19 protein-coding genes and 1 tRNA gene are annotated in these 20,287 nt (G+C 30.6%); 18 read left to right on the top strand and 2 right to left on the bottom strand.

Annotated elements, in window-relative coordinates; translation table 11 throughout:
* Genes C7447_RS11875 through C7447_RS11855 form a run of 5 tightly spaced genes read left to right on the top strand, consistent with a single transcriptional unit; the run spans position 1 to position 3,719 of the window.
* Positions 1-168: a CcoQ/FixQ family Cbb3-type cytochrome c oxidase assembly chaperone gene (locus tag C7447_RS11875; RefSeq protein WP_148870737.1), complete on the top strand. Its 168-nt coding sequence runs from the start codon at positions 1-3 to the stop codon at positions 166-168.
* A 13-nt stretch (positions 169-181) separates the two neighbouring features.
* Positions 182-1,081: a cbb3-type cytochrome c oxidase N-terminal domain-containing protein gene (locus tag C7447_RS11870; protein WP_148870736.1), complete on the top strand. Its 900-nt coding sequence runs from the start codon at positions 182-184 to the stop codon at positions 1,079-1,081.
* A gap of 47 nt (positions 1,082-1,128) precedes the next feature.
* Positions 1,129-2,550, top strand: a complete 1,422-nt coding sequence (gene ccoG / locus C7447_RS11865; protein WP_148870735.1) for a cytochrome c oxidase accessory protein CcoG — start codon at positions 1,129-1,131, stop codon at positions 2,548-2,550.
* Positions 2,551-2,571: 21 nt separating this feature from the next.
* Positions 2,572-3,018, top strand: coding sequence for a FixH family protein (locus tag C7447_RS11860; protein ID WP_148870734.1), 447 nt, complete (start codon positions 2,572-2,574; stop codon positions 3,016-3,018).
* Positions 3,018-3,719, top strand: a complete 702-nt coding sequence (locus C7447_RS11855) for a sulfite exporter TauE/SafE family protein (RefSeq protein WP_148870733.1) — start codon at positions 3,018-3,020, stop codon at positions 3,717-3,719. Before C7447_RS11860 ends, C7447_RS11855 begins: the two co-directional genes overlap by 1 nt.
* On the opposite strand, the gene C7447_RS14835 is transcribed toward C7447_RS11855, so the two are convergent.
* Positions 3,716-3,853, bottom strand: a complete 138-nt coding sequence (locus C7447_RS14835; RefSeq protein WP_170246010.1) for a hypothetical protein — start codon at positions 3,851-3,853, stop codon at positions 3,716-3,718. The two genes, C7447_RS11855 and C7447_RS14835, sit on opposite strands and share 4 nt — an antisense overlap.
* A 114-nt stretch (positions 3,854-3,967) precedes the next feature.
* On the opposite strand from C7447_RS14835, the gene C7447_RS11850 reads away from it, so the two are divergent.
* On the top strand, positions 3,968-4,801 hold the full coding sequence (locus tag C7447_RS11850; protein ID WP_148870732.1) for a universal stress protein: 834 nt from the start codon (positions 3,968-3,970) through the stop codon (positions 4,799-4,801).
* A 70-nt stretch (positions 4,802-4,871) separates the two neighbouring features.
* Here C7447_RS11850 and C7447_RS11845 read toward each other — a convergent pair whose 3' ends face one another.
* On the bottom strand, positions 4,872-5,294 hold the full coding sequence (locus C7447_RS11845; protein ID WP_148870731.1) for a CBS domain-containing protein: 423 nt from the start codon (positions 5,292-5,294) through the stop codon (positions 4,872-4,874).
* 127 nt (positions 5,295-5,421) lie between these two features.
* Here C7447_RS11845 and C7447_RS11840 point away from each other — a divergent pair, with 127 nt between their 5' ends.
* From C7447_RS11840 to C7447_RS11785, 12 genes are all read left to right on the top strand, one after another.
* Complete coding sequence (locus C7447_RS11840) at positions 5,422-5,757, top strand: hypothetical protein (RefSeq protein WP_148870730.1); 336 nt, start codon at positions 5,422-5,424, stop codon at positions 5,755-5,757.
* An 87-nt stretch (positions 5,758-5,844) separates the two neighbouring features.
* Positions 5,845-5,918, top strand: a tRNA-Thr gene (locus C7447_RS11835).
* A gap of 91 nt (positions 5,919-6,009) precedes the next feature.
* A complete protein-coding gene (gene udk, locus C7447_RS11830; RefSeq protein ID WP_148870917.1) occupies positions 6,010-6,615 on the top strand; it encodes a uridine kinase in 606 nt (201 codons plus the stop codon).
* 1 nt (position 6,616) lies between these two features.
* Positions 6,617-6,934, top strand: coding sequence for an FtsB family cell division protein (locus tag C7447_RS11825; RefSeq protein WP_148870729.1), 318 nt, complete (start codon positions 6,617-6,619; stop codon positions 6,932-6,934).
* The gene (locus tag C7447_RS11820; protein WP_148870728.1) at positions 6,934-8,283 is read left to right on the top strand and encodes a methylmalonyl-CoA mutase subunit beta; all 1,350 of its coding nucleotides are present in this window, start codon (positions 6,934-6,936) and stop codon (positions 8,281-8,283) included. Before C7447_RS11825 ends, C7447_RS11820 begins: the two co-directional genes overlap by 1 nt.
* Complete coding sequence (gene scpA, locus C7447_RS11815; protein WP_148870727.1) at positions 8,276-10,339, top strand: methylmalonyl-CoA mutase; 2,064 nt, start codon at positions 8,276-8,278, stop codon at positions 10,337-10,339. The genes C7447_RS11820 and scpA overlap by 8 nt, the downstream gene beginning before the upstream one ends.
* A complete protein-coding gene (asd, locus tag C7447_RS11810; RefSeq protein ID WP_211354926.1) occupies positions 10,320-11,225 on the top strand; it encodes an archaetidylserine decarboxylase in 906 nt (301 codons plus the stop codon). The genes scpA and asd overlap by 20 nt, the downstream gene beginning before the upstream one ends.
* A 108-nt stretch (positions 11,226-11,333) precedes the next feature.
* Positions 11,334-14,501: a cytochrome c biogenesis protein CcsA gene (gene ccsA, locus C7447_RS11805; RefSeq protein WP_148870726.1), complete on the top strand. Its 3,168-nt coding sequence runs from the start codon at positions 11,334-11,336 to the stop codon at positions 14,499-14,501.
* A gap of 84 nt (positions 14,502-14,585) precedes the next feature.
* The gene (locus tag C7447_RS11800; RefSeq protein ID WP_148870725.1) at positions 14,586-15,101 is read left to right on the top strand and encodes a DUF2892 domain-containing protein; all 516 of its coding nucleotides are present in this window, start codon (positions 14,586-14,588) and stop codon (positions 15,099-15,101) included.
* A 65-nt stretch (positions 15,102-15,166) separates the two neighbouring features.
* Positions 15,167-17,068, top strand: a complete 1,902-nt coding sequence (locus C7447_RS11795) for a polysaccharide biosynthesis protein (RefSeq protein WP_148870724.1) — start codon at positions 15,167-15,169, stop codon at positions 17,066-17,068.
* A gap of 29 nt (positions 17,069-17,097) precedes the next feature.
* On the top strand, positions 17,098-17,874 hold the full coding sequence (locus C7447_RS11790; RefSeq protein WP_148870723.1) for a polysaccharide biosynthesis/export family protein: 777 nt from the start codon (positions 17,098-17,100) through the stop codon (positions 17,872-17,874).
* A gap of 6 nt (positions 17,875-17,880) precedes the next feature.
* The gene (locus C7447_RS11785; protein WP_148870722.1) at positions 17,881-20,265 is read left to right on the top strand and encodes a GumC family protein; all 2,385 of its coding nucleotides are present in this window, start codon (positions 17,881-17,883) and stop codon (positions 20,263-20,265) included.
* The last annotated feature ends 22 nt before the right edge of the window (positions 20,266-20,287 follow it).

Here is a 20,287-nt window from a genome sequence, read left to right as displayed (position 1 = left end):
ATGTTGAAATTTGTAAAAAACTATATGGAAACTATTGCAGGTATAGAAATTTACCCAATCATTTCCTTAACCATTTTCTTTACGTTTTTTATGTTGCTTTTTTGGTGGGTTTTTACTGCAAAAAAAGAATATATAAAAAAGGTTAGTCAATTACCATTTGATAATTAATAATTAACTAAAAATGAAAAAGTATTTTCAATCATTAGGCTATATTATCTTTTTAGGAGTTTCTTCTTATGCGATTATAACAGCCATTAAATCATACGAAAAACCATTTAGTTTATACGAAAATCCGCTAGTTTGGATAGCGTTAGTAGCTGTAGTTTTAGTTGTTCTTCTAAAAGAATTTTTAAATATCACCGCGCTTCAGCAAGCAGAAAAACTTCGAATGGAAAAAGATGGAATTACTCCTGAAGAAGTAGATATTTGGGCGGGTGTAAAAAAAATCATCAAGCGTTGGACGAAAGCTAGAGCTTTAGAAGAAGAAAGTGAAATAATTCTAGATCATAACTATGATGGAATTAAAGAGTTAGATAATTCTTTACCACCATGGTGGCTATACATGTTCTATGCTACTATTATTTTCGGAGTGGTATATTTAGTAAGGTATCATGTTTTAGGAGCAGATAATCAAGCAACAGAATACAATAAAGAAATGGCAGAAGCGAGAATGGAGTTACAAAAATACCAAGCAACTTCACCAAATGTATTTGACATTAGTACAGTTACTCAACTAACGGATGCTTCAGATCTAACAAGAGGAAAAGCTGTTTTTAACCTCAACTGTGCCGCTTGTCATGCTCCAGATGGTGGTGGTGGGATTGGACCTAATTTAACAGACAAACACTGGATTTTAGGTGGAGGTTTTAAAAATGCTTTCAATACAATATACAACGGAGGTAGAGACGGAAAAGGTATGGTGGCTTGGAGCAAGACCTTAAAACCAAACGACATACAAAAAGTTGCAAGTTATGTATTGTCTTTACAAGGAACTACACCTGCTAAACCCAAAGACCCACAAGGTGATATTTGGGTAGAAAATACTGTTGAAGAAGTTTCTTCAAAAGATTCTATAAAATAAAAATACAATTTAAAAAAGCATATAAAATTAGTTTTTAATAGTTGATTATGGAAACACCCAAAAATGAAAATTTTAGAGATAGTATTGGTACTATAAATGAAGAAGGTGGACGTTCTTGGGTGTATCCTAAAAAACCTAGTGGTAGATTTTATAAATATAGAAGTTATGTTAGCTATTTATTACTGGCTTTTTTATTAGCTGCTCCGTTTATAAAAATTAAGGGAAACCAATTTTTATTGTTTAATGTTTTAGAACGTAAGTTTAATATTTTCGGCTTTCCTTTTTGGCCACAAGATTTTCATTTAGTTGTAATTTCTATGATCATCGGCGTGGTATTTATCACTCTTTTTACCGTTGTTTTTGGACGTATTTTCTGCGGATGGGTTTGTCCGCAAACTATATTCTTAGAAATGGTCTTCAGAAAAATTGAATACTGGATTGAAGGAGATAGAAACAAACAAATTAAATTAGACAAACAAGAGTGGAACGCTGAAAAAATTAGAAAAAGAATTACCAAATGGATAATCTTTTTTATAATTTCATTCATTATCGCTAATGTTTTTTTAGCGTATTTAATTGGTAGCGACAAATTATTAGGTTATATAACTGATAATCCTTTAGATCATACTAGCACCTTAATTTCTCTATTAATTTTTACAGGTGTTTTCTATTTCATCTTTGCTTGGTTTAGAGAACAAGTATGCATTATAGCATGTCCATACGGTAGATTACAAGGAGTTCTTTTAGACAATCAATCAGTTGTTGTGGCATACGATTATAAGCGAGGAGAAAAAAAAGCTGGTCGTGCAAAAATCAACAAAAAAGAAGATAGAACTATTTCTGGAAAAGGAGATTGTATCGATTGTAAACAATGTGTATATGTTTGTCCTACAGGAATAGATATTCGTAACGGAACGCAATTAGAATGTATAAACTGTACCGCTTGTATTGATGAGTGTGATACTATTATGGAAAAAGTAGGTTTTCCTAAAGGATTGATTCGCTACGCAAGTATCGATAATATTGAGAAAAAAGCTCCTTTTAGATTTACTCCTCGTATGAAAGGGTATTCAGCAGTGCTTTTTATTCTTTTAGGAGTATTAACTGGCATGCTGTTTTTAAGAAATGATGTAGAAGCTCGTATTTTACGTTTACCAGGCCAATTATACCAACATAAAGAAGATGGAATTATAAGTAATGCTTATTCTTACAAAATCGTCAACAAAACAACCGATGAAATAGATGATGTAAGTTACAAACTCCTTTCTCACAAAGGAAAAATTGAAACCGTGACTCATCAGCATTTTGAAGTACCAAAACAAGGTTTAGCAGAAGGCTCGTTATTTATAGAACTACATCAATCTCAACTAAAAAAAGACAAAGTTAAACTAAAGATAGGTGTGTATAGTGGAGACAAACTAATTGAAACTACCACAACTAACTTCTTAGGTCCTAGAAGTTACCGATAACTAAAATTAAAAAATAACAAGATGAAAATTAATTGGGGAACAGGTATCGTTATCGCGATTATAGCATTTATGAGTTTTATTATGTTCATGGTTGTTACTATGATTACCGATAAAAAATATGATCATGATTTAGTTACTGAAAAATATTATCAGAAAGAATTAGCTTATCAAAAGAATATTGATGCTATAAAAAATGTAAAAGAATTAAAAGAAGCTATAAGAACTGAAAAAACACCATTAGGCTTAAAAATATTTTTTCCGAGTTCTTTTAATTTAAATGAAATCAAAGGAAAAGTGTTCCTATACAGACCTTCTAATAAACAATTGGATTTTGAAATGCCAATTTCAATTACCGATACCTATTTGCTCGTGCCTGAGAAAAACTTATTAGAAGGTCGTTGGAACATGGATATTTCTTTCACCTACAATACTAAAGAATATTTATTTCAAAAAGAATTGATTTACTAATGCTAATTTCTGCACTCATATTTGGTTTATTAGGAAGTTTTCATTGTATTGGTATGTGTGGGCCGATAGCTTTTATGTTGCCTGTAGACAGAACTAATCCTACCAAGCAATTTTTTCAGATAATGAGTTACCATATAGGGAGATTAACGACGTATGCAATTATTGGATTGCTGTTTGGTTTGTTAGGAAAGGGCTTTCAATTATTTGGCTTTCAACAGCAAATATCTATCATTACTGGAACATTAATGATTTTGACTATTCTTCTTCCTAAATTGTTTAACAACATAAAACTATCTAAATCTATAACTCGATTCGTTTTTAAAATAAAATCGGCTTTAGGAAAAGAACTAAAAAACAAAAACAACAATGCTTTTTTTACAATTGGTTTTTTGAATGGTTATTTGCCGTGTGGCTTGGTGTATATGGCTGTGTTAGGAGCTCTATCGTCTACCAATCCTTTTACTGGTAGTTTATACATGCTTTTATTTGGTTTAGGTACCATACCACTTATGACTTCAGTTGTATATATGGGTAATTTTGCTAGTGGTCTTTTTAGAAAAAGAATACAACAAATAATACCTATCATAGTAGTATGTATAGGTATATTATTTGTTCTTCGTGGTTTAGGATTAGGAATTCCTTTACTATCTCCCCCAGATACTATTAGTACTTTAAACGAAACTGCAAAAGGCTGTCATTAACTTTTCTTTTTTTGCTTCCCTCCCAATACCATCAATAGTACAGCTGCTATAAGCACTACACAAACTAATGCAAATATAGCAATCATAAACGCGCCATTTCCCCAAGAAACTGAAGGTAAAAATTGTGTCATCATAAATAATTATTTTCATCAAAAATAGAGCGATATAAATACTTTAAAAATGATTTTTATCATGAAAATATAATCTTAAAACAGTAATTTTATAGGATAATTTTTAATATCTAAGTCATGAAAAAAATAATTGTCCCCGTAGATTTTTCTAAACACTCTGAAGACGCTTTAAAAACAGCTGCTTTTATTGCAAAAAAACAAAATGCAGAAATTATTGCTGTCCATATGTTAGAGCTTTCTAATGCTATTATTAGTCAATCTGAAAGTTATTCTCAGCAAGAAGCAGTGTTTTATCTAAAATTAGCAGAAAAAAAGTTTATTGAGTTTCTAAATAAAGAATATCTTAAAGAAATAAAAGTTACTCCTATAATTAAGCATTACAAAATTTTTAGTGAGTTGAACGCTTTAGCTAAAGAAGAAAATGCTGAATTAATAGTGATGGGGTCTCATGGCATAGGTGGTTTAAAAGAAATTTTTGTAGGTTCAAATACAGAAAAAGTAGTTCGTAACTCTTCGGTTCCTGTTCTTGTTACAAAAGACACACCAATTTTATCTAACTTGGAAAATGCTGTTTTTGCTTGTGATTTTACTAATGAAGATATAAAACCATATCAAGAGGCTAAAAAGTTACTAAGTAAGTTAGGTTGTAAATTACATTTGTTACACGTTAACACTCCTTACGGAAGATTTAAAAGTACTAAAGAAACACAAAAGAAAGTCGTTAACTTTTTAACCAAAGCGAATGAAACTTTAGAAACCTTACATCAAGTTCAACATATTTCTGATTATACAGTAGAAAGTGGAATTTTAGAATATGCTAATCAGCATAATATGGACTTAATTGTAATTGCAACTCATGGTAGAAAAGGACTTTCACATTTCTTTGAAGGTAGTATTTCAGAAGATATTGCAAATCATGCCAACTTACCAGTTATGACGTTTAAAATTTAAGTATATTTTATGCAAATAAAAATAGGAAGCTTTTCAGCTTCCTATTTTAGTATTAAATCCCGAATTAACACTAAAGATATTGGTCTAACAAATATTTAATTAAATCTGTTGTTGTAACAATACCTACTAATTTTTCTTCTTCAACAACTGGTAATGCATGAAATTCTCTTTTAGCTAAAATTTCTGCAACTTCTTTTATTGTTGTTTTTGGCGACACACTAACTACATTATTAGCCATCACTTGTTCAATAGTAAACATGCTATTTTTTACACGCCCAACCTCTAACTCAACCTCTTCAATATTTTCTGTATAGCTAACGCGCATTAAATCTGTGTGACTAAGCATACCTAATATTTCATCATTAAATATTACAGGAATATGTCTTATATTATTACTTTTAAACAACTCTGCTGCTGTAGTTAAATCATCATTATAATTTACAGTTATCAAATCTGTAGTCATTATTATTGAAACTGGTGTGCTTTTATCCATAATTTACAATCTTATTGATGACTCAAATATTGAAAATTTTCAATACTAATTTTATGATTTATATCATATTAAATCTTTTTAATTAATAATAACTTTGTTATAATTAACAATTAAATCCTTATGTGTTATGGAAAAAACAATTACAAATTGGTCTAAAAAAGAATTACAAGCATATCTTTTTATTTATTGTATGAATGCCGATTATGATGAAACAAAAAATGAAATTGAATTTGTAAAATCTAAAATCGATGATGAAACTTTTAACAGAATGCATACTGAGTTTGAAAAAGATAATGATTATATAAGTATTCAAAAGATTCAATCATCTTTAGATAAATTAGGTTATACTCACAAAGAAATTGAACAGCTTTTTACCGAAATTAAAGATTTATTTTTATCAGATAATAAGTTTGATATACTAGAACGAAACTTAATGATGGGCTTAAAAAAGTTGCTTTTATAAGCGCTAAAAAAAATATTACATTTTTTTAAAAAAAAATTTGCCAGTATTTAAAATGATACTATATTTGCCTCGCTTTTTTAAGCAACAGCCGATGTAGCTCAGCTGGCTAGAGCAGCTGATTTGTAATCAGCAGGTCGTGGGTTCGAGTCCCTCCATCGGCTCAAAATAAGTTAAAAGACATCAGAAATGATGTCTTTTTTTATGCATTAAATTTTCTAACTTTGTTTCAATTAATTTTTTAAAATGAAAAACATATTTATTATCGGTATTGCTGGAGGAACTGGTAGTGGTAAAACAACTGTAGTAAATCAAATTATAAATGAATTACCTGCAGATGAAGTTTGTGTAATTTCGCAAGACTCTTACTATAAAGCTACTGAAAATCTTTCTTATGAAGAACGTACGAAAATAAATTTTGATCATCCAAGAGCTATCGATTTTGAATTATTAGTTACCCACTTGAATGAACTAAAAACTGGTGGAATTATAGAGCAACCTGTGTATTCTTTCGTTTCACATAACAGAACAAAAGACACTATAAAAACACATCCTAGAAAAGTAGTAATTATAGAAGGCATCTTAATCTTTAATAGTGAAGAACTTAGAAAGTTATGTGATATAAAAGTTTTTGTACATGCAGATGCAGATGAAAGACTAATAAGACGTATTAAAAGAGATATTACCGAAAGAGGTCGAGATATTGAAGAAGTACTGTCAAGATACCAAAGCACACTAAAACCTATGCATCAGCAATTTATTGAACCAACTAAAAATTATGCAGATATTATTATACCTAATGATAGATATAATACTGTAGCAATCGATATTGTCCGTACCGTAATCAGCGAGCGTTTATAAGATGAATTTAAAATCTCTTAAAGAAAAACCTGCATTTAAAATTGCAACCAATGTTTATCTGTTAATCTTAACAGGTTTTGTTATTTGGATGCTTTTTATTGATGAAAATTCGTACCTTATCCATAGAGAGTTTAATAATGAAATTGACGAGTTAGAAACTTGGATAAAGTATCATAAACAAAAAATTGCTGAGGACAAAGAGACCATTAAAAAACTACAAGATTCTTTAGAGCTTGAGCGATATGCTCGAGAAAAATATTTAATGAAAAAGGAAAACGAAGATATCTATATTATAGAATTTGACACCATAAAAAAGTAATGAGCAACTATTTATTTGATGAATTTGAAAATGTAACACCTAAAGCTTGGAAACAAAAAATTCAAGCAGATTTAAAAGGTGCAGATTACAATGAGACCTTACTTTGGAAAACAGAAGAAAGCATTACTGTAAAACCTTTTTACACTAAAGAAGACCGAACGCATCAAGAAATTAACTTACCCAAAAGTGGTTTTAATATTTGTCAATCTATATTTATTGATGATGAAAAAGTTGCGAATCAATTAGCGATCGATGCTCTAAAACGCGGAGCGACAGCAATTGAATTTACTGCAAATTCTGATTTTGATTATAAAAAAATTCTTAAAAACATTGACGCAACATCAACCAAAATATATTTTAAACTAAATTTTTTGTCTGAAGATTTTGTTTTAGAAATTTCAAAATTTATCAATTCAAAAAACTGTTTTTTTAATATTGATATTATTGGGAATCTTGCTAAAACAGGAAACTGGTTCTCAAATTTAAAAGAAGATCATAATCAGTTAGAAAAAATTATTTCTTTTACTAATAATTGCATTGGCGTTAATGTTTCAACGTATCAAAATGCAGGGGCAACGAACGTTCAACAACTCGCATATGCATTAGCTCACGCCAATGAATACTTAAATCATTTTGGTGAAAGTATTGCTAGTAAAATCCATTTTAATTTTTCTATAGGAAGTAATTACTTCTTTGAAATAGCTAAATTACGCACATTTCGTATTTTATGGAACTCTCTATTAAAAGAATATGGCATTAAAAATACGTCAGCTCACATTTTTGCACAACCAAGTTTACGTAATAAAACACTATACGATTATAATGTAAATATGTTACGAACTACATCAGAATGTATGAGCGCTATTTTAGGTGGCGCAAATACAGTTTCTAATGTTTCATATGATGAAATTTTCCATAAATCAAATGAATTTGGAGAACGAATTTCTCGTAATCAATTATTGATTTTACAACAAGAAAGTGAATTAGCCGAAGCGCAAAATATCGCTAACGGAACTTATTATATTGAAAGTATTACTGAACAACTTGCTGAAAAAGCATTAGAAATTTTTAAACTAATTGAAAATGGCGGTGGATTTTTAAAACAATTGAAAGAAGGAATCATTCAACGAAAAATAGCTGAATCTGCAGAAAAAGAACAAACTTTATTTGATAACGAAGATTTGGTTTTACTTGGAACCAATAAAATTCGAAATGAAAAAGACAAAATGAAGAATGATTTGGAATTATTCCCTTTTGTGAAAAAACGAGTAGAGAAAACTTTAATTCAACCTATTATTCAAAAAAGGTTAGCTGAAAAATTAGAACAAGAACGTTTGAGCAATGAGTAGAAAAGATATATCGAACATCAGTTTAAATCAAAGCCAAAAATCGAAGGTAGAAAGTAAACTACACGAAGATTTTGTTGCAGGAATTGCTCCTAACTTACGTGGACCATACTCAACGATGTACGTTCGTCGTCCCTGGACGATTCGCCAGTATGCAGGTTTTTCAACTGCTGAAGAAAGTAATGCTTTTTATAGAAGAAATTTAGCAGCAGGACAAAAAGGCTTATCCGTAGCTTTTGACTTAGCTACACATCGTGGTTACGATTCAGATCACGAACGCGTACAAGGCGATGTTGGTAAAGCAGGTGTTGCTATTGATTCTGTGGAAGACATGAAAGTTTTATTCGATCAAATTCCGTTAGATAAAATGTCCGTTTCTATGACTATGAACGGAGCGGTTTTACCAATTTTGGCTTTCTATATTGTTGCTGCTGAAGAGCAAGGAGTTTCTCCCGACAAACTTGCAGGAACTATACAAAACGATATTTTAAAAGAGTTTATGGTGCGTAATACATACATCTACCCACCTACTCCTTCTATGAAAATTATCGCAGATATTTTCAAATATACGAGTCAGAACATGCCGAAATTCAATTCAATTTCGATCTCTGGGTATCATATGCAAGAAGCAGGTGCTACACCAGAAATTGAGTTAGCATATACTTTAGCTGACGGACTTGAATACATTAAAAAAGGACTAGAAGCAGGAATGGATATTGACACCTTCGCTCCTCGTCTTTCATTTTTTTGGGCAATTGGAATGAATCACTTTAAAGAAATTGCCAAAATGCGTGCTGGTAGAATGTTATGGGCAAAATTGGTAAAACAATTCAATCCGAAGAACGAAAAATCATTAGCATTAAGAACACATTGTCAAACCAGTGGTTGGAGTTTAACCGAGCAAGATCCGTTTAACAATGTTGCAAGAACTACTATTGAAGCTATGGCAGCTGCTTTTGGTGGAACACAAAGCTTACACACCAACGCATTAGATGAAGCAATTGCTTTACCAACAGATTTTTCAGCTCGTATCGCACGTAATACCCAAATTTATCTGCAACAAGAAACACATATCACCAAAACGGTAGATCCTTGGGCAGGAAGTTATTATTTGGAGCAATTAACTGAGGACATTGCCAACAAAGCATGGGAATTAATTCAAGAAGTTGAAGAATTAGGAGGAATGACAAAAGCGATTGAAAAGGGAATTCCAAAAATGCGTATCGAAGAAGCAGCCGCCATTAAACAAGCAAAGATTGATAGCGGAAAAGATGTAATTGTTGGTGTTAATAAATATCAATTAGAACAAGAAGATCCGTTACATATTTTAGAAGTTGATAACGAAGCAGTGCGTCAATCTCAAATCACTCGTTTAAATAATCTGAAATCAGATAGAAATCAGGCTGAAGTTGAAAAATCTATAGCAGATTTAACAGAATGTGCAAAATCAGGTGACGGAAATTTATTAGATTTAGCAGTAAAAGCAGCAAGAAATAGAGCTACATTAGGTGAAATTTCTGACGCTTTAGAAGCTATTTTTGGAAGACATAAAGCGGTTCATAAAACCATATCTGGCGTGTATAGTAAAGAAATAAAAGACGATAAATTATTCAAAAAAGCTTCTGAATTAGCTGATCAATTTGCTAAATTAGAAGGTCGACGCCCCCGAATTATGATTGCCAAATTAGGGCAAGACGGTCACGATCGTGGAGCAAAAGTAGTTGCTACAGGTTATGCCGATTTAGGTTTTGATGTAGATATTGGGCCGTTATTTCAAACTCCACAAGAAGCAGCTAAACAAGCGATAGAAAATGATGTTCACATCCTTGGAATTTCATCATTAGCAGCGGGACATAAAACACTCGTACCTCAAGTAATTGAAGAATTAAAAAACTACGGACGTGAAGATATTATGGTAATTGTTGGTGGTGTAATTCCTGCGCAAGATTATCAGTTTTTATTTGATTCCGGTGCCATAGGTGTTTTTGGCCCTGGAACTAAAATAGCGCAAGCAGCTATTGATATGCTAGAAATTTTAATTGAAAGTATCGAAGAATAATACAGATATGCAAATAAAATTCATCGATAGAAAATCGGGCAAAACCATCAGTGAAAAACCTCCAGGAGAAGTTTTTTTAAAGTTATTATACCACAATCCGTTTGGTAAAATGACTATACTTCCCGTTGTAAAGCGTAAGTTTTTATCCGTTTGGTATGGTAAAAAAATGGACAAACCATCTTCAATCAAAAAGATTAAAGCATTTGTGGCTCAATTAGGTATTGATATGAACGAAGCTGAAAAGCCTATTTCAGCCTATACTTCTTTTAATGATTTTTTCTATCGTAAATTAAAACCAAATGCTCGTCCCATTGAAAACGGATTTGTTTCTCCTGGCGATGGTAAATTAATTGCTTTTGAAGATGTAAGTGATGTTCATGATTTCTTTGTAAAAGGAAGAAAATTTACCCTTGAAGAATTTTTAGGCAACAAAGAATTAGGCGAAAAACATAAAAATTCATCACTTATCATTTTACGATTAGCTCCTAACGATTATCATCGTTATCATTTTCCGTATGCAGGAACTCCTTCAGAAATGACAAAAATAAAAGGCGATTATTTTTCTGTTTCTCCACACGCATTATTTGGGCACTTCACGCAAGTTTTTTGTGAAAATAAACGTGAGTTCTGCACTTTATCAACCAAAGATAAAGGTGAAATAATTATTGCTCCCGTGGGCGCAACCATGGTAGGTACTATTATTGAAACATTTACTCCAAATTCCACAGTAAAAAAAGGAGATGAAATGGGGTATTTTGCTTTTGGAGGCTCTACCATTGTTTTATTGATTGATAAAAATAAACTTACTATTGATCCGGATATTTTAGAAAATACTAAAAAACGTATGGAAACTTTCGTTAAAATGGGTGAGAAAATTGGTAAGTAACCACCTATAACCCCAACCTATTTTAACACAAAAAACAATTAAAATCAAGGTTCTATTCCTGTAAGATTGCGTAAATTTGCCCCTGTTTTATACTACGCAAATTTTCTTATGAAAAAAATCTTAAATATCCTCTACTCTACACGTTTAATGGCGGTATTGTTTTTAATATTCGCTATAGCAATGGGTGTTGCCACTTTTATAGAAAATGATTTTGGTACACAAACCTCAAAAAAACTAGTATATAATACTTGGTGGTTTGAATTGATCATGGTGGTTTTTGTTATTAATTTCTTCGGAAATATTTTCAGATACCGTTTGTATAAAAAAGAAAAGTGGCCAGTTTTAATGTTTCACTTGGCTTTTTTATTCATTATAATCGGAGCAGGAATTACACGTTATATTGGTTTTGAAGGAATGATGATTATAGATGAAGGGGAAACTACAAACAAGTTTCTATCTGATGTAAACTACTTAAATGTTGTAGTTGACAATAATGAATTTCAAAAAGAAACAAATAATAAACTTTTACTTTCTGCTTGGGGAAAAAATTCGGTTGAATTTACTGAATCTTTTCAACCTAAAAAGGATGAACCAGCACATAAAATTAATTTCAAATTAGTTGATTATATTCCGTGGGCAGAGAAAAAAATGGTTTTAGACGAAAACGGAACAGAGCACTTGTTTTTTGTAGAAAGCTCTAGTGGAAGTAGACACGAACATTATATAAAAAGAGGAACATTACAAAACATTCATAATATATTAGTTGGTTTCGAAGCTCCAGATCAAAATGCATCCATCAATTTTTATTACGAAGATGGAAGCTTAAAAATGCGAACAAAATCGGACGGTGATTGGTTGCGAATGGCAGATCAACAAAGAGGAAAAATTGTAAAAGATAGCGTGCAAAATTTTCAATTTTTAACCCTTCATAATATTTCAGGATTACAATTTGTAATTCCGAAGCCAGCAGAAAAAGGAGAAATCAAAACACTGAGAGGCAACAAAGACAATAAAAAATACGATATCGTTGTTTTTGATATTACCACTAACGAAAAAACCGAACGTATAGAATTAACTGGTGGTCAATTTAATACAGATGGAGAAAAACAATTTTCTATTGGTGAATTAAATTTTAGAGCATGGTATGGTGCTAAACAACTACAAACTCCTTTTAGCGTGAAATTGAATGATTTCCAACTAGAAAAATATCCTGGTTCTGAAAGTGCTGCTTCGTATGCAAGTGAAGTAACTGTTATAGCCCCGGAAGAAACATTTGATTATAGAATTTACATGAACCATATTTTAGATTATAAGGGTTATAAATTCTTTCAATCTAGTTATAAAAATGCTGGTGAAGCAATTGAACAAACACATTTATCTGTAAATCATGATTTTTGGGGAATGTTAGTTACTTATTTTGGATATTCACTTCTGTACACTGGATTAATTTCTATGCTGTTTGCAAAACATACTCGTTTTGATGATTTGAAAAAAGGACTGAAAAAAATCAGGAAGAAAAAAAATACATTTTCTATAATTTTAGCATTCTTTTTCTTCGGAATTGCAAATGCTCAACAACATGAAGATCATTCAGAACCACATCAACAGAAAAAAGTTACCAACCAACAAATTGACAGCGTTTTAAAAGCTAACTTAGTTAATAAAATACACGCTGACAGTTTTAGTCGCTTGGTAATTCAAGATGCAAACGGACGAATGAAACCTGCACATACTTTTGCTTCTGAATTAGTTAGAAAAGTTTCTCAAAAAGAGAAATTTAACGGAATGGAACCGAGTCAAGTATTATTATCAATTACCGAAAATCCGATGTTTTGGATTGAAGTTCCGATGATTTATCTTGAAAAAGGAAACAAGAAAATTCGTGAGACTTTAAATCTACCCGATTCTGCAAAATATGCTCGATTATCGGACTTTTTCACACCTTCAGCAAATTATAAGATTAAAGAATTAGTTGCTGAGGCTCAAAAAGAGAAACTTCAAAATAAATTTCAAAAAGATTTAATTAAGATTGATAGACGTGTTGGTTTATTGTACAGTGCTATTGGTGGTGGAATTTTACGTATTTATCCTATTCCCAACGATGAAAACAACAAATGGGTTTCACAACCAGAAACTTTACACGCTGGATTTAAAGGAACAGATTCTGTGTTTGTTCGTCAATCATTACCTGTCTATTTACAATTATTACAAGATTCAAAAAAATCGGGTGATTACACGGAAACTAACAAAGTTTTAGATGGAATAAAAAAATTCCAAGAAAAATATGGTTCTGCTGTAATTCCATCAAAGAAGAAAATAGATTTAGAAATCGCTTATAACAAATTAAATATTTTTAAAAACACTTCTTATACTTATGCAGTGGTTGGTGTTTTACTAATTGTATTTGTGATTTTACAAATCTTTTTTAGTAGATCAAAAATCATCAACTACATTGTAAAAGGACTAATTATCTTAGCAATTCTCGCTTTTATATACCATACTTTCGGATTGATATCTCGTTGGTATATTAGCGGAAATGCTCCTTGGAGTAATGCTTATGAAAGTATTATTTATGTTGCTTGGGCAACTATGTTATTTGGTTTTTTCTTAGGGAGAAAATCTGCATTAACTATTGGTGCAACCACTTTTTTAGCTTCTATTATTCTTGTTTTTGCTCACCAGAATTGGTTAGATCCAGAAATTGCGAACTTACAGCCTGTATTAAATTCTTGGTGGCTGATGGTACACGTTTCAATAATTGTAGCTAGCTATGGGCCATTCTCTTTAGGAATGATTTTAGGTGTTGTTTCTTTATTTTTAATGATTTTCACTACCGAAAAAAATAAGAAGAAAATGGATGCAAATATTAAGGAATTAACCATTATTAACGAAATGTCTTTAACGGTTGGTTTAGTAATGTTAACCATTGGAAACTTTTTGGGTGGAATGTGGGCAAATGAGAGCTGGGGACGATATTGGGGTTGGGATCCAAAAGAAACATGGGCATTAATCTCTATTATGGTGTATGCTTTTGTGTTACATAAGCGTTTAATTCCAGGTTTACGAGGTAAATACACCTTTAATTTATGGTCTGTAATTGCGTATGCATCTATTATGATGACTTATTTTGGTGTTAACTTCTACTTATCTGGTCTACATTCATATGCAAGTGGAGATAGAGTTATTACACCAACTTCAGTATACTATTCTATAGCGTTTGTATTAATTTTAGGAGTCTTAGCTTGGATTAAATACCGAAAGTTTTATAAGAAGTAGGCTAAGTTTGCAAGAAAAATGTACTTTTGTGCATTAATTAAAATCTCGATTTTACATCGAACTTTGAATCAGAAAAATCAAATTATGTTTAATAAAAATATAAAATTAATTATAGCGGGTTTAATATCAGTTTGGGCTGTTTATGAATTTGCGCAAGGGCATATTATGAACGGAATTTCCATCTTATTATTAGCAGGGATTTTTGTTTTCTTCTACTTTAAAAATGAATTCATTTTATTAGCCTTTTTACAATTACGCAAGCAAAACTTCGAAGGCGCACAGAAATGGTTAGGATATATTAAAAATCCTGAAACTGCACTAATAAAAAAACAAGAAGGTTATTTTAACTATTTACATGGAATTATGCTTTCTCAAACCAATATTACTCAAGCAGAAAAATTCTTAAAAAAAGCGGTGAAACTTGGTTTATCTATGGATCATGATTTAGCAATGGCTAAACTTCAATTAGCAGGTATTGCAATGACGAAACGTCGTAAGCGTGAAGCTACCAACTTAATGGCTGAAGCAAAGAAATTAGACAAACATGGAATGTTAAAAGAGCAAATGCAAATGATGAAACAGCAAATGAAAAAAATATAAACCCCATTTTTCTAAATAAGAATTAAACAAATTATTGTAACTTTACTCGTTATCATTTCATTAAAATGATTAGAAAACTTCTTTTAAGGTCTCTAGACAAACATGCATCGCATTGGATAGTTCTATTCATCGATGTGTTTTTGGTGTGTATTTCTTTTTTACTTGCATATTCAATTCGATTTAATGCTTCTCTAAATTTCAATACTGAACATTTTGTTTTCCAATTACCTTTTGTAGGCGGTATCTCCTTAATTTGTTTCTGGATTGTTGGGTCTAACAGGGGAATTATTCGTCATACGGGAATGAGAGATGCTTTCAACGTGTTTTTAGGTGTTACAATGACATCCTTTTGTATTCTTTTTTTAGTTGCTATAAATAGCGCTTTTAAAATTATTCCTTCTTTTACGATTCCTAAAACAATAATTCTTATACATTATTTTATCACCGTTTTTATCTTGGTCGTAAGTCGGTTTATTTTTAAATCTTTTTATGAAATTATTTCTTCTGAATTAGATGTCATTACCAATGTAATGATTTATGGAGCAGGCGATTCTGGTTTAATTACTTACGGTGCTCTAAACAGAGATACTCAAAATAGCTATGAAGTTGTTGGTTTTATTGATGATGATACTAATAAAATCGGAAAGAAAATAGATCGTGTGAAAATTTACGATCGAGATGAAATTACAAAGGAATTTGTTGAGAGTAAAAAAATAAACGAAGTCATTATTTCAATTCAAAATATTAAATCTGAAAGACTTCTTTACATTACTGATAAGTTATTAGCTCTTGGCGTGAGTCCAAAAATTGTTCCTCCTTTTTCAAAATGGATTGGTGGTGATTTTGATGCTAATCAAATTAAACAAGTTAAGATTGAAGATTTACTAGACAGAAAACCCATATCTATTGATAATCCGATCATAAAAAGGGATGTAAACGGAAAAGTTATTTTAGTTACAGGAGCAGCAGGTTCTATTGGTAGCGAAATATCTAGACAAGTTAGTAATTATAATCATGAGCATCTAATTATTATAGATCAAGCAGAATCTCCTTTATATGAATTACAACAAGAACTAATTAGAGATGGGATTGTTAATTTCACTTCAATAGTTGCTGATGTTAGAGATGAAGTTCGTATGGAAGGAATCTTTAAAAAATTCAAACCTAATAAAGTATATCATGCTGCCGCTTATAAACACGTTCCTTTAATGGAAACAAGTCCTTATGAAGCGGTTAAAATAAACATAGGAGGCACCAAAACAATTGCAGATTTATCGGTCAAATATAATGTGGAGAGATTTGTTATGATTTCAACGGATAAGGCTGTAAATCCAACAAACGTAATGGGGGCAACAAAACGTGTTGCAGAAATGTATATTAGCTGCTTAAGTAAACAAAACCATACAACAAAATTCACAACGACTCGTTTTGGTAATGTTTTAGGTTCAAATGGTTCTGTAATTCCCTTATTTAAAAAGCAAATTGAAAATGGTGGTCCATTAACTGTAACTCATCGAGAAATTACTCGTTTTTTTATGACCATTCCTGAAGCTTGTCAGCTAGTCCTTGAAGCGGGCACTATGGGTAATGGAGGTGAAATTTATATTTTCGACATGGGTAAATCGGTTAAAATTTACGATATAGCAAAAAGGATGATTCATTTATCCGGATTTAAATACCCTGAAGATATTGATATTAAAATAACTGGTTTGCGTCCTGGGGAAAAATTGTATGAAGAACTATTAGCCTGTGGGGAAAATACTACACCTACTTATCATGAAAAAATTATGATTGCTAGGACTCAAAACATAGACATTGATTATATTCAAGAAAAAATAGTTAATTTATGCATAATTAATAAAAATTATAACAACAAAATTTCAGTTAAGCTCATTAAAGAAATTGTACCAGAATTTAAATCCAACAATTCTATTTACGAGGAATTGGACAAACAGATTTCAAATTAAAATTAGTATTTTCGCGAAAATTTTATTTTATGCAAAAAGTTAAAAAAATTATTTTTATTCTCTTTTTATCTGTATTAACGTCTTGTGTTTCAAAAAAAAATATAGTTTATTTTCAAAACGATCAAGTAGATCAATCTAAAGTTTCTAATTCTTATAAAACTATATTTAAACCAGATGATTTATTACAAATTACTATATCTTCACAAGATTTAGATGCTGTAAAGCCTTTCAATCTGCCTGCTGTAACCTATTCAACTACAACAAACAGTGTTGTTGGCACACCTCAGCAACAATCTTATTTGGTAGATAACAATGGAGAAATTAATTTTCCTATATTAGGTAAAATAAAAATTGGAGGATTAACAAGAGAAGAGGCTATCACTTTATTGAAAGGTAAATTAGATCCTGATTATGTAAAAAAACCTAATATTAATATTCGTATTAATAATTATAAAATTACTGTTTTAGGTGATGTTAAAACCCCTGGAAGCTTCATAATACCTAATGAGAGAATTACTATACTTGAAGCAATTGGTCTAGCTGGAGATTTAAATATTTCTGGGATTCGAAGTAATGTGAAAATTCATAGGGAAGAATTAGGAATGAAAAAAGTGTACGAATTAGACTTACGTTCTAATACCGTTTTCACTTCTCCTGCTTATTATTTACAACAAAATGATGTTGTATACGTAGAACCTAATAAATCATCTTCACAAGACGCAGCATATAATAAGAACTCAGGGTTGTTTATTTCAGTAGGCTCTGTACTTGTTGCCTTAATCTCTATTTTAACAAGACCTAAGTAAGTAATCATGAATAATCAATCTAATAATTATATTCAGCAAATAGAAGAGAACGACACCATCAATATAAGAGCTGAATTAGAAAAGTATTTAATCCATTGGAAATGGTTTGTATTAGGGATTTTATTGGCTCTTTTAGGAGCTTATTTATACTTAAGATATGTGACTCCACAATACTCTGCTTCTACAACAATTTTAATAAAAAATGATAAAAAAGGAGGGCTTTCTGAAGAACTTGCTGCTTTTGAAGATCTTGGAATTGTAGGAGGCTCAAACAAAAATATTGATAATGAAATTGAAATTTTAAAATCAAGAAAAATCATTAATAATGTTGTTGAAAAGTTAAACTTAAATATTACTTATGTTAGCGAGGGCCGAGTAAAAAATTCAGAAATATATAAAATTTGTCCAATCAATTTTATGCTTTTAGATAGTTTAAAGATTGATTTAGAAGAAAACGAACTCTTTTTTATTGATGTTTTATCAGATAACAAATTCAATATATTTGACAAGGAAGACAACTTGATTAAAAAAGAAGCTACTTTTGGAGATACATTATCATTTGAAAGTATTGGTCAATTTTCAATAAATAAAACATCTTATTTTGATAATGAACATATAGATGATCGAATTAATATACATGTATCTTCACTAAATAACACGATAGATAATTATATTTCTAAACTATCAATTTCTCCAATTAATAAAAATGCTAGTGTTTTAAAATTATCTTTAAATTCAGCTGTTATTGAAAAAGCAGAAAATATTCTTGATGAAATAGTTACTCAATATAACAAAGATGCTATTAGTGATAAAAATCAAGTATCTAACAAAACAAATGAATTTATTGCTGATAGATTAGAAAATATAGGAAAAGAACTAGCTATTGTTGACAACAGCGTTAGTAATTTTAAAAAGAAAAATAACATTACAGATATTCAATCTGAAGCACAATTATTTTTAGAATCAAATGCTATAAACAGACAAAAATTAATTGATGCCAATACACAATTAAGTTTGGTTAAAGGTTTGAATAGTGAATTAACTACAAATACAGAAGATCTTTTACCGGCTAATTTAGGATTACAGGATCCTAATATAGCTAAAGCCATTGGGGAATACAATGAATTGGTTGTTAAGAAAAATAGACTATTAAAAAGTGCTGGAGAAAAAAATATCGTTTTTATAGAATTGAAAGATAATATTGATAATATTAAAAATTCTTTAAAAAGTAGTTTACGTAATCAAGAAAAATCTTTACAATTAAATGTTGATAATTTAGCAAGAGAAGCAGGAAGATTTAACTCAAAAATCTCTTCTATTCCTTCCAAAGAAAGAGAGTTTTTAGACATTGCTAGACAACAAGAAATTATTGCTGGATTGTATTCTTATTTATTAAAAAAGAAAGAAGAAACTGCTATTTCTTTAGCAGTTACGGTTCCTAATGCTAAAATTATTGACAAAGCATATGGTTTTAAATCTCCTGTAAGTCCAAAGAAAAAAACTATCTATCTAGTTGCTTTATTACTTGGATTATTATTTCCGTTTATTATAATTTATATCCGAGATCTTTTAGACACTAAAGTACACACTAAGAGAGATATTGAAGAACAAACAACAATTCCCTTCTTAGGGGATGTTCCCCATTCTGAAACAAAAGAAAAAATTGTAATAAATTCTGATGCTCGTTCTAGTACAGCTGAAGCCTTTAGGTTAATTAGAACCAACCTTGATTTCATATTATCAAATGTGAATCAAGAAAAAGGAAAGACAATCTTTATAACTTCTACCACAAGTGGAGAAGGAAAATCTTTTATTTCTATTAATTTAGCGGCTACATTAGCCCTCTCTGGTAAGAAAGTGCTATTAATGGGAGTAGATTTACGTGCTCCAAAAGTTACTGAATATTTAGGCATTCCTGATAGAAAAGGAATTACCAATTTTATTACTAACGAGGATATTACATTAGATTCTTTAAAATTTAGAGTTCCAGAGTTAAAAGATTTAGATATTATAGCTTCAGGTGCAATCCCACCAAATCCAGCTGAATTATTAATGACGGGTAGAATATCAGAATTATTTAATGAAGTTAGAAATGATTATGATTATATTTTGGTTGATACTGCTCCCGTTAACTTAGTAACTGACACCTTGTTAATTTCTAAATATGCTGATGTTTTCTTATATGTTACAAGAGCAAACTATCTAGATAAAAGAATGCTAACTGTTCCTCAAACCTTATATAAAGATAAAAAATTACCAAATATGGCCATTGTATTAAACGATACAGATATGAATAGAGGTTACGGTTATGGCTATGGTTATGGTTATGGATACGGATATGGAAACGTAAAAGATGATCAAAAGCCTTGGTATAAAAAGATTTTTAGTTAGTTTAGTGTCTATACCTAAAACA

The sequence above is a fragment of the Tenacibaculum adriaticum genome, from assembly GCF_008124875.1.
In the GTDB taxonomy this organism is placed as follows: Bacteria; Bacteroidota; Bacteroidia; order Flavobacteriales; family Flavobacteriaceae; genus Polaribacter; species Polaribacter adriaticus.
Note: the sequence above shows the minus strand (reverse complement) of the source record. Positions and strands in the feature narration are given on the sequence as shown.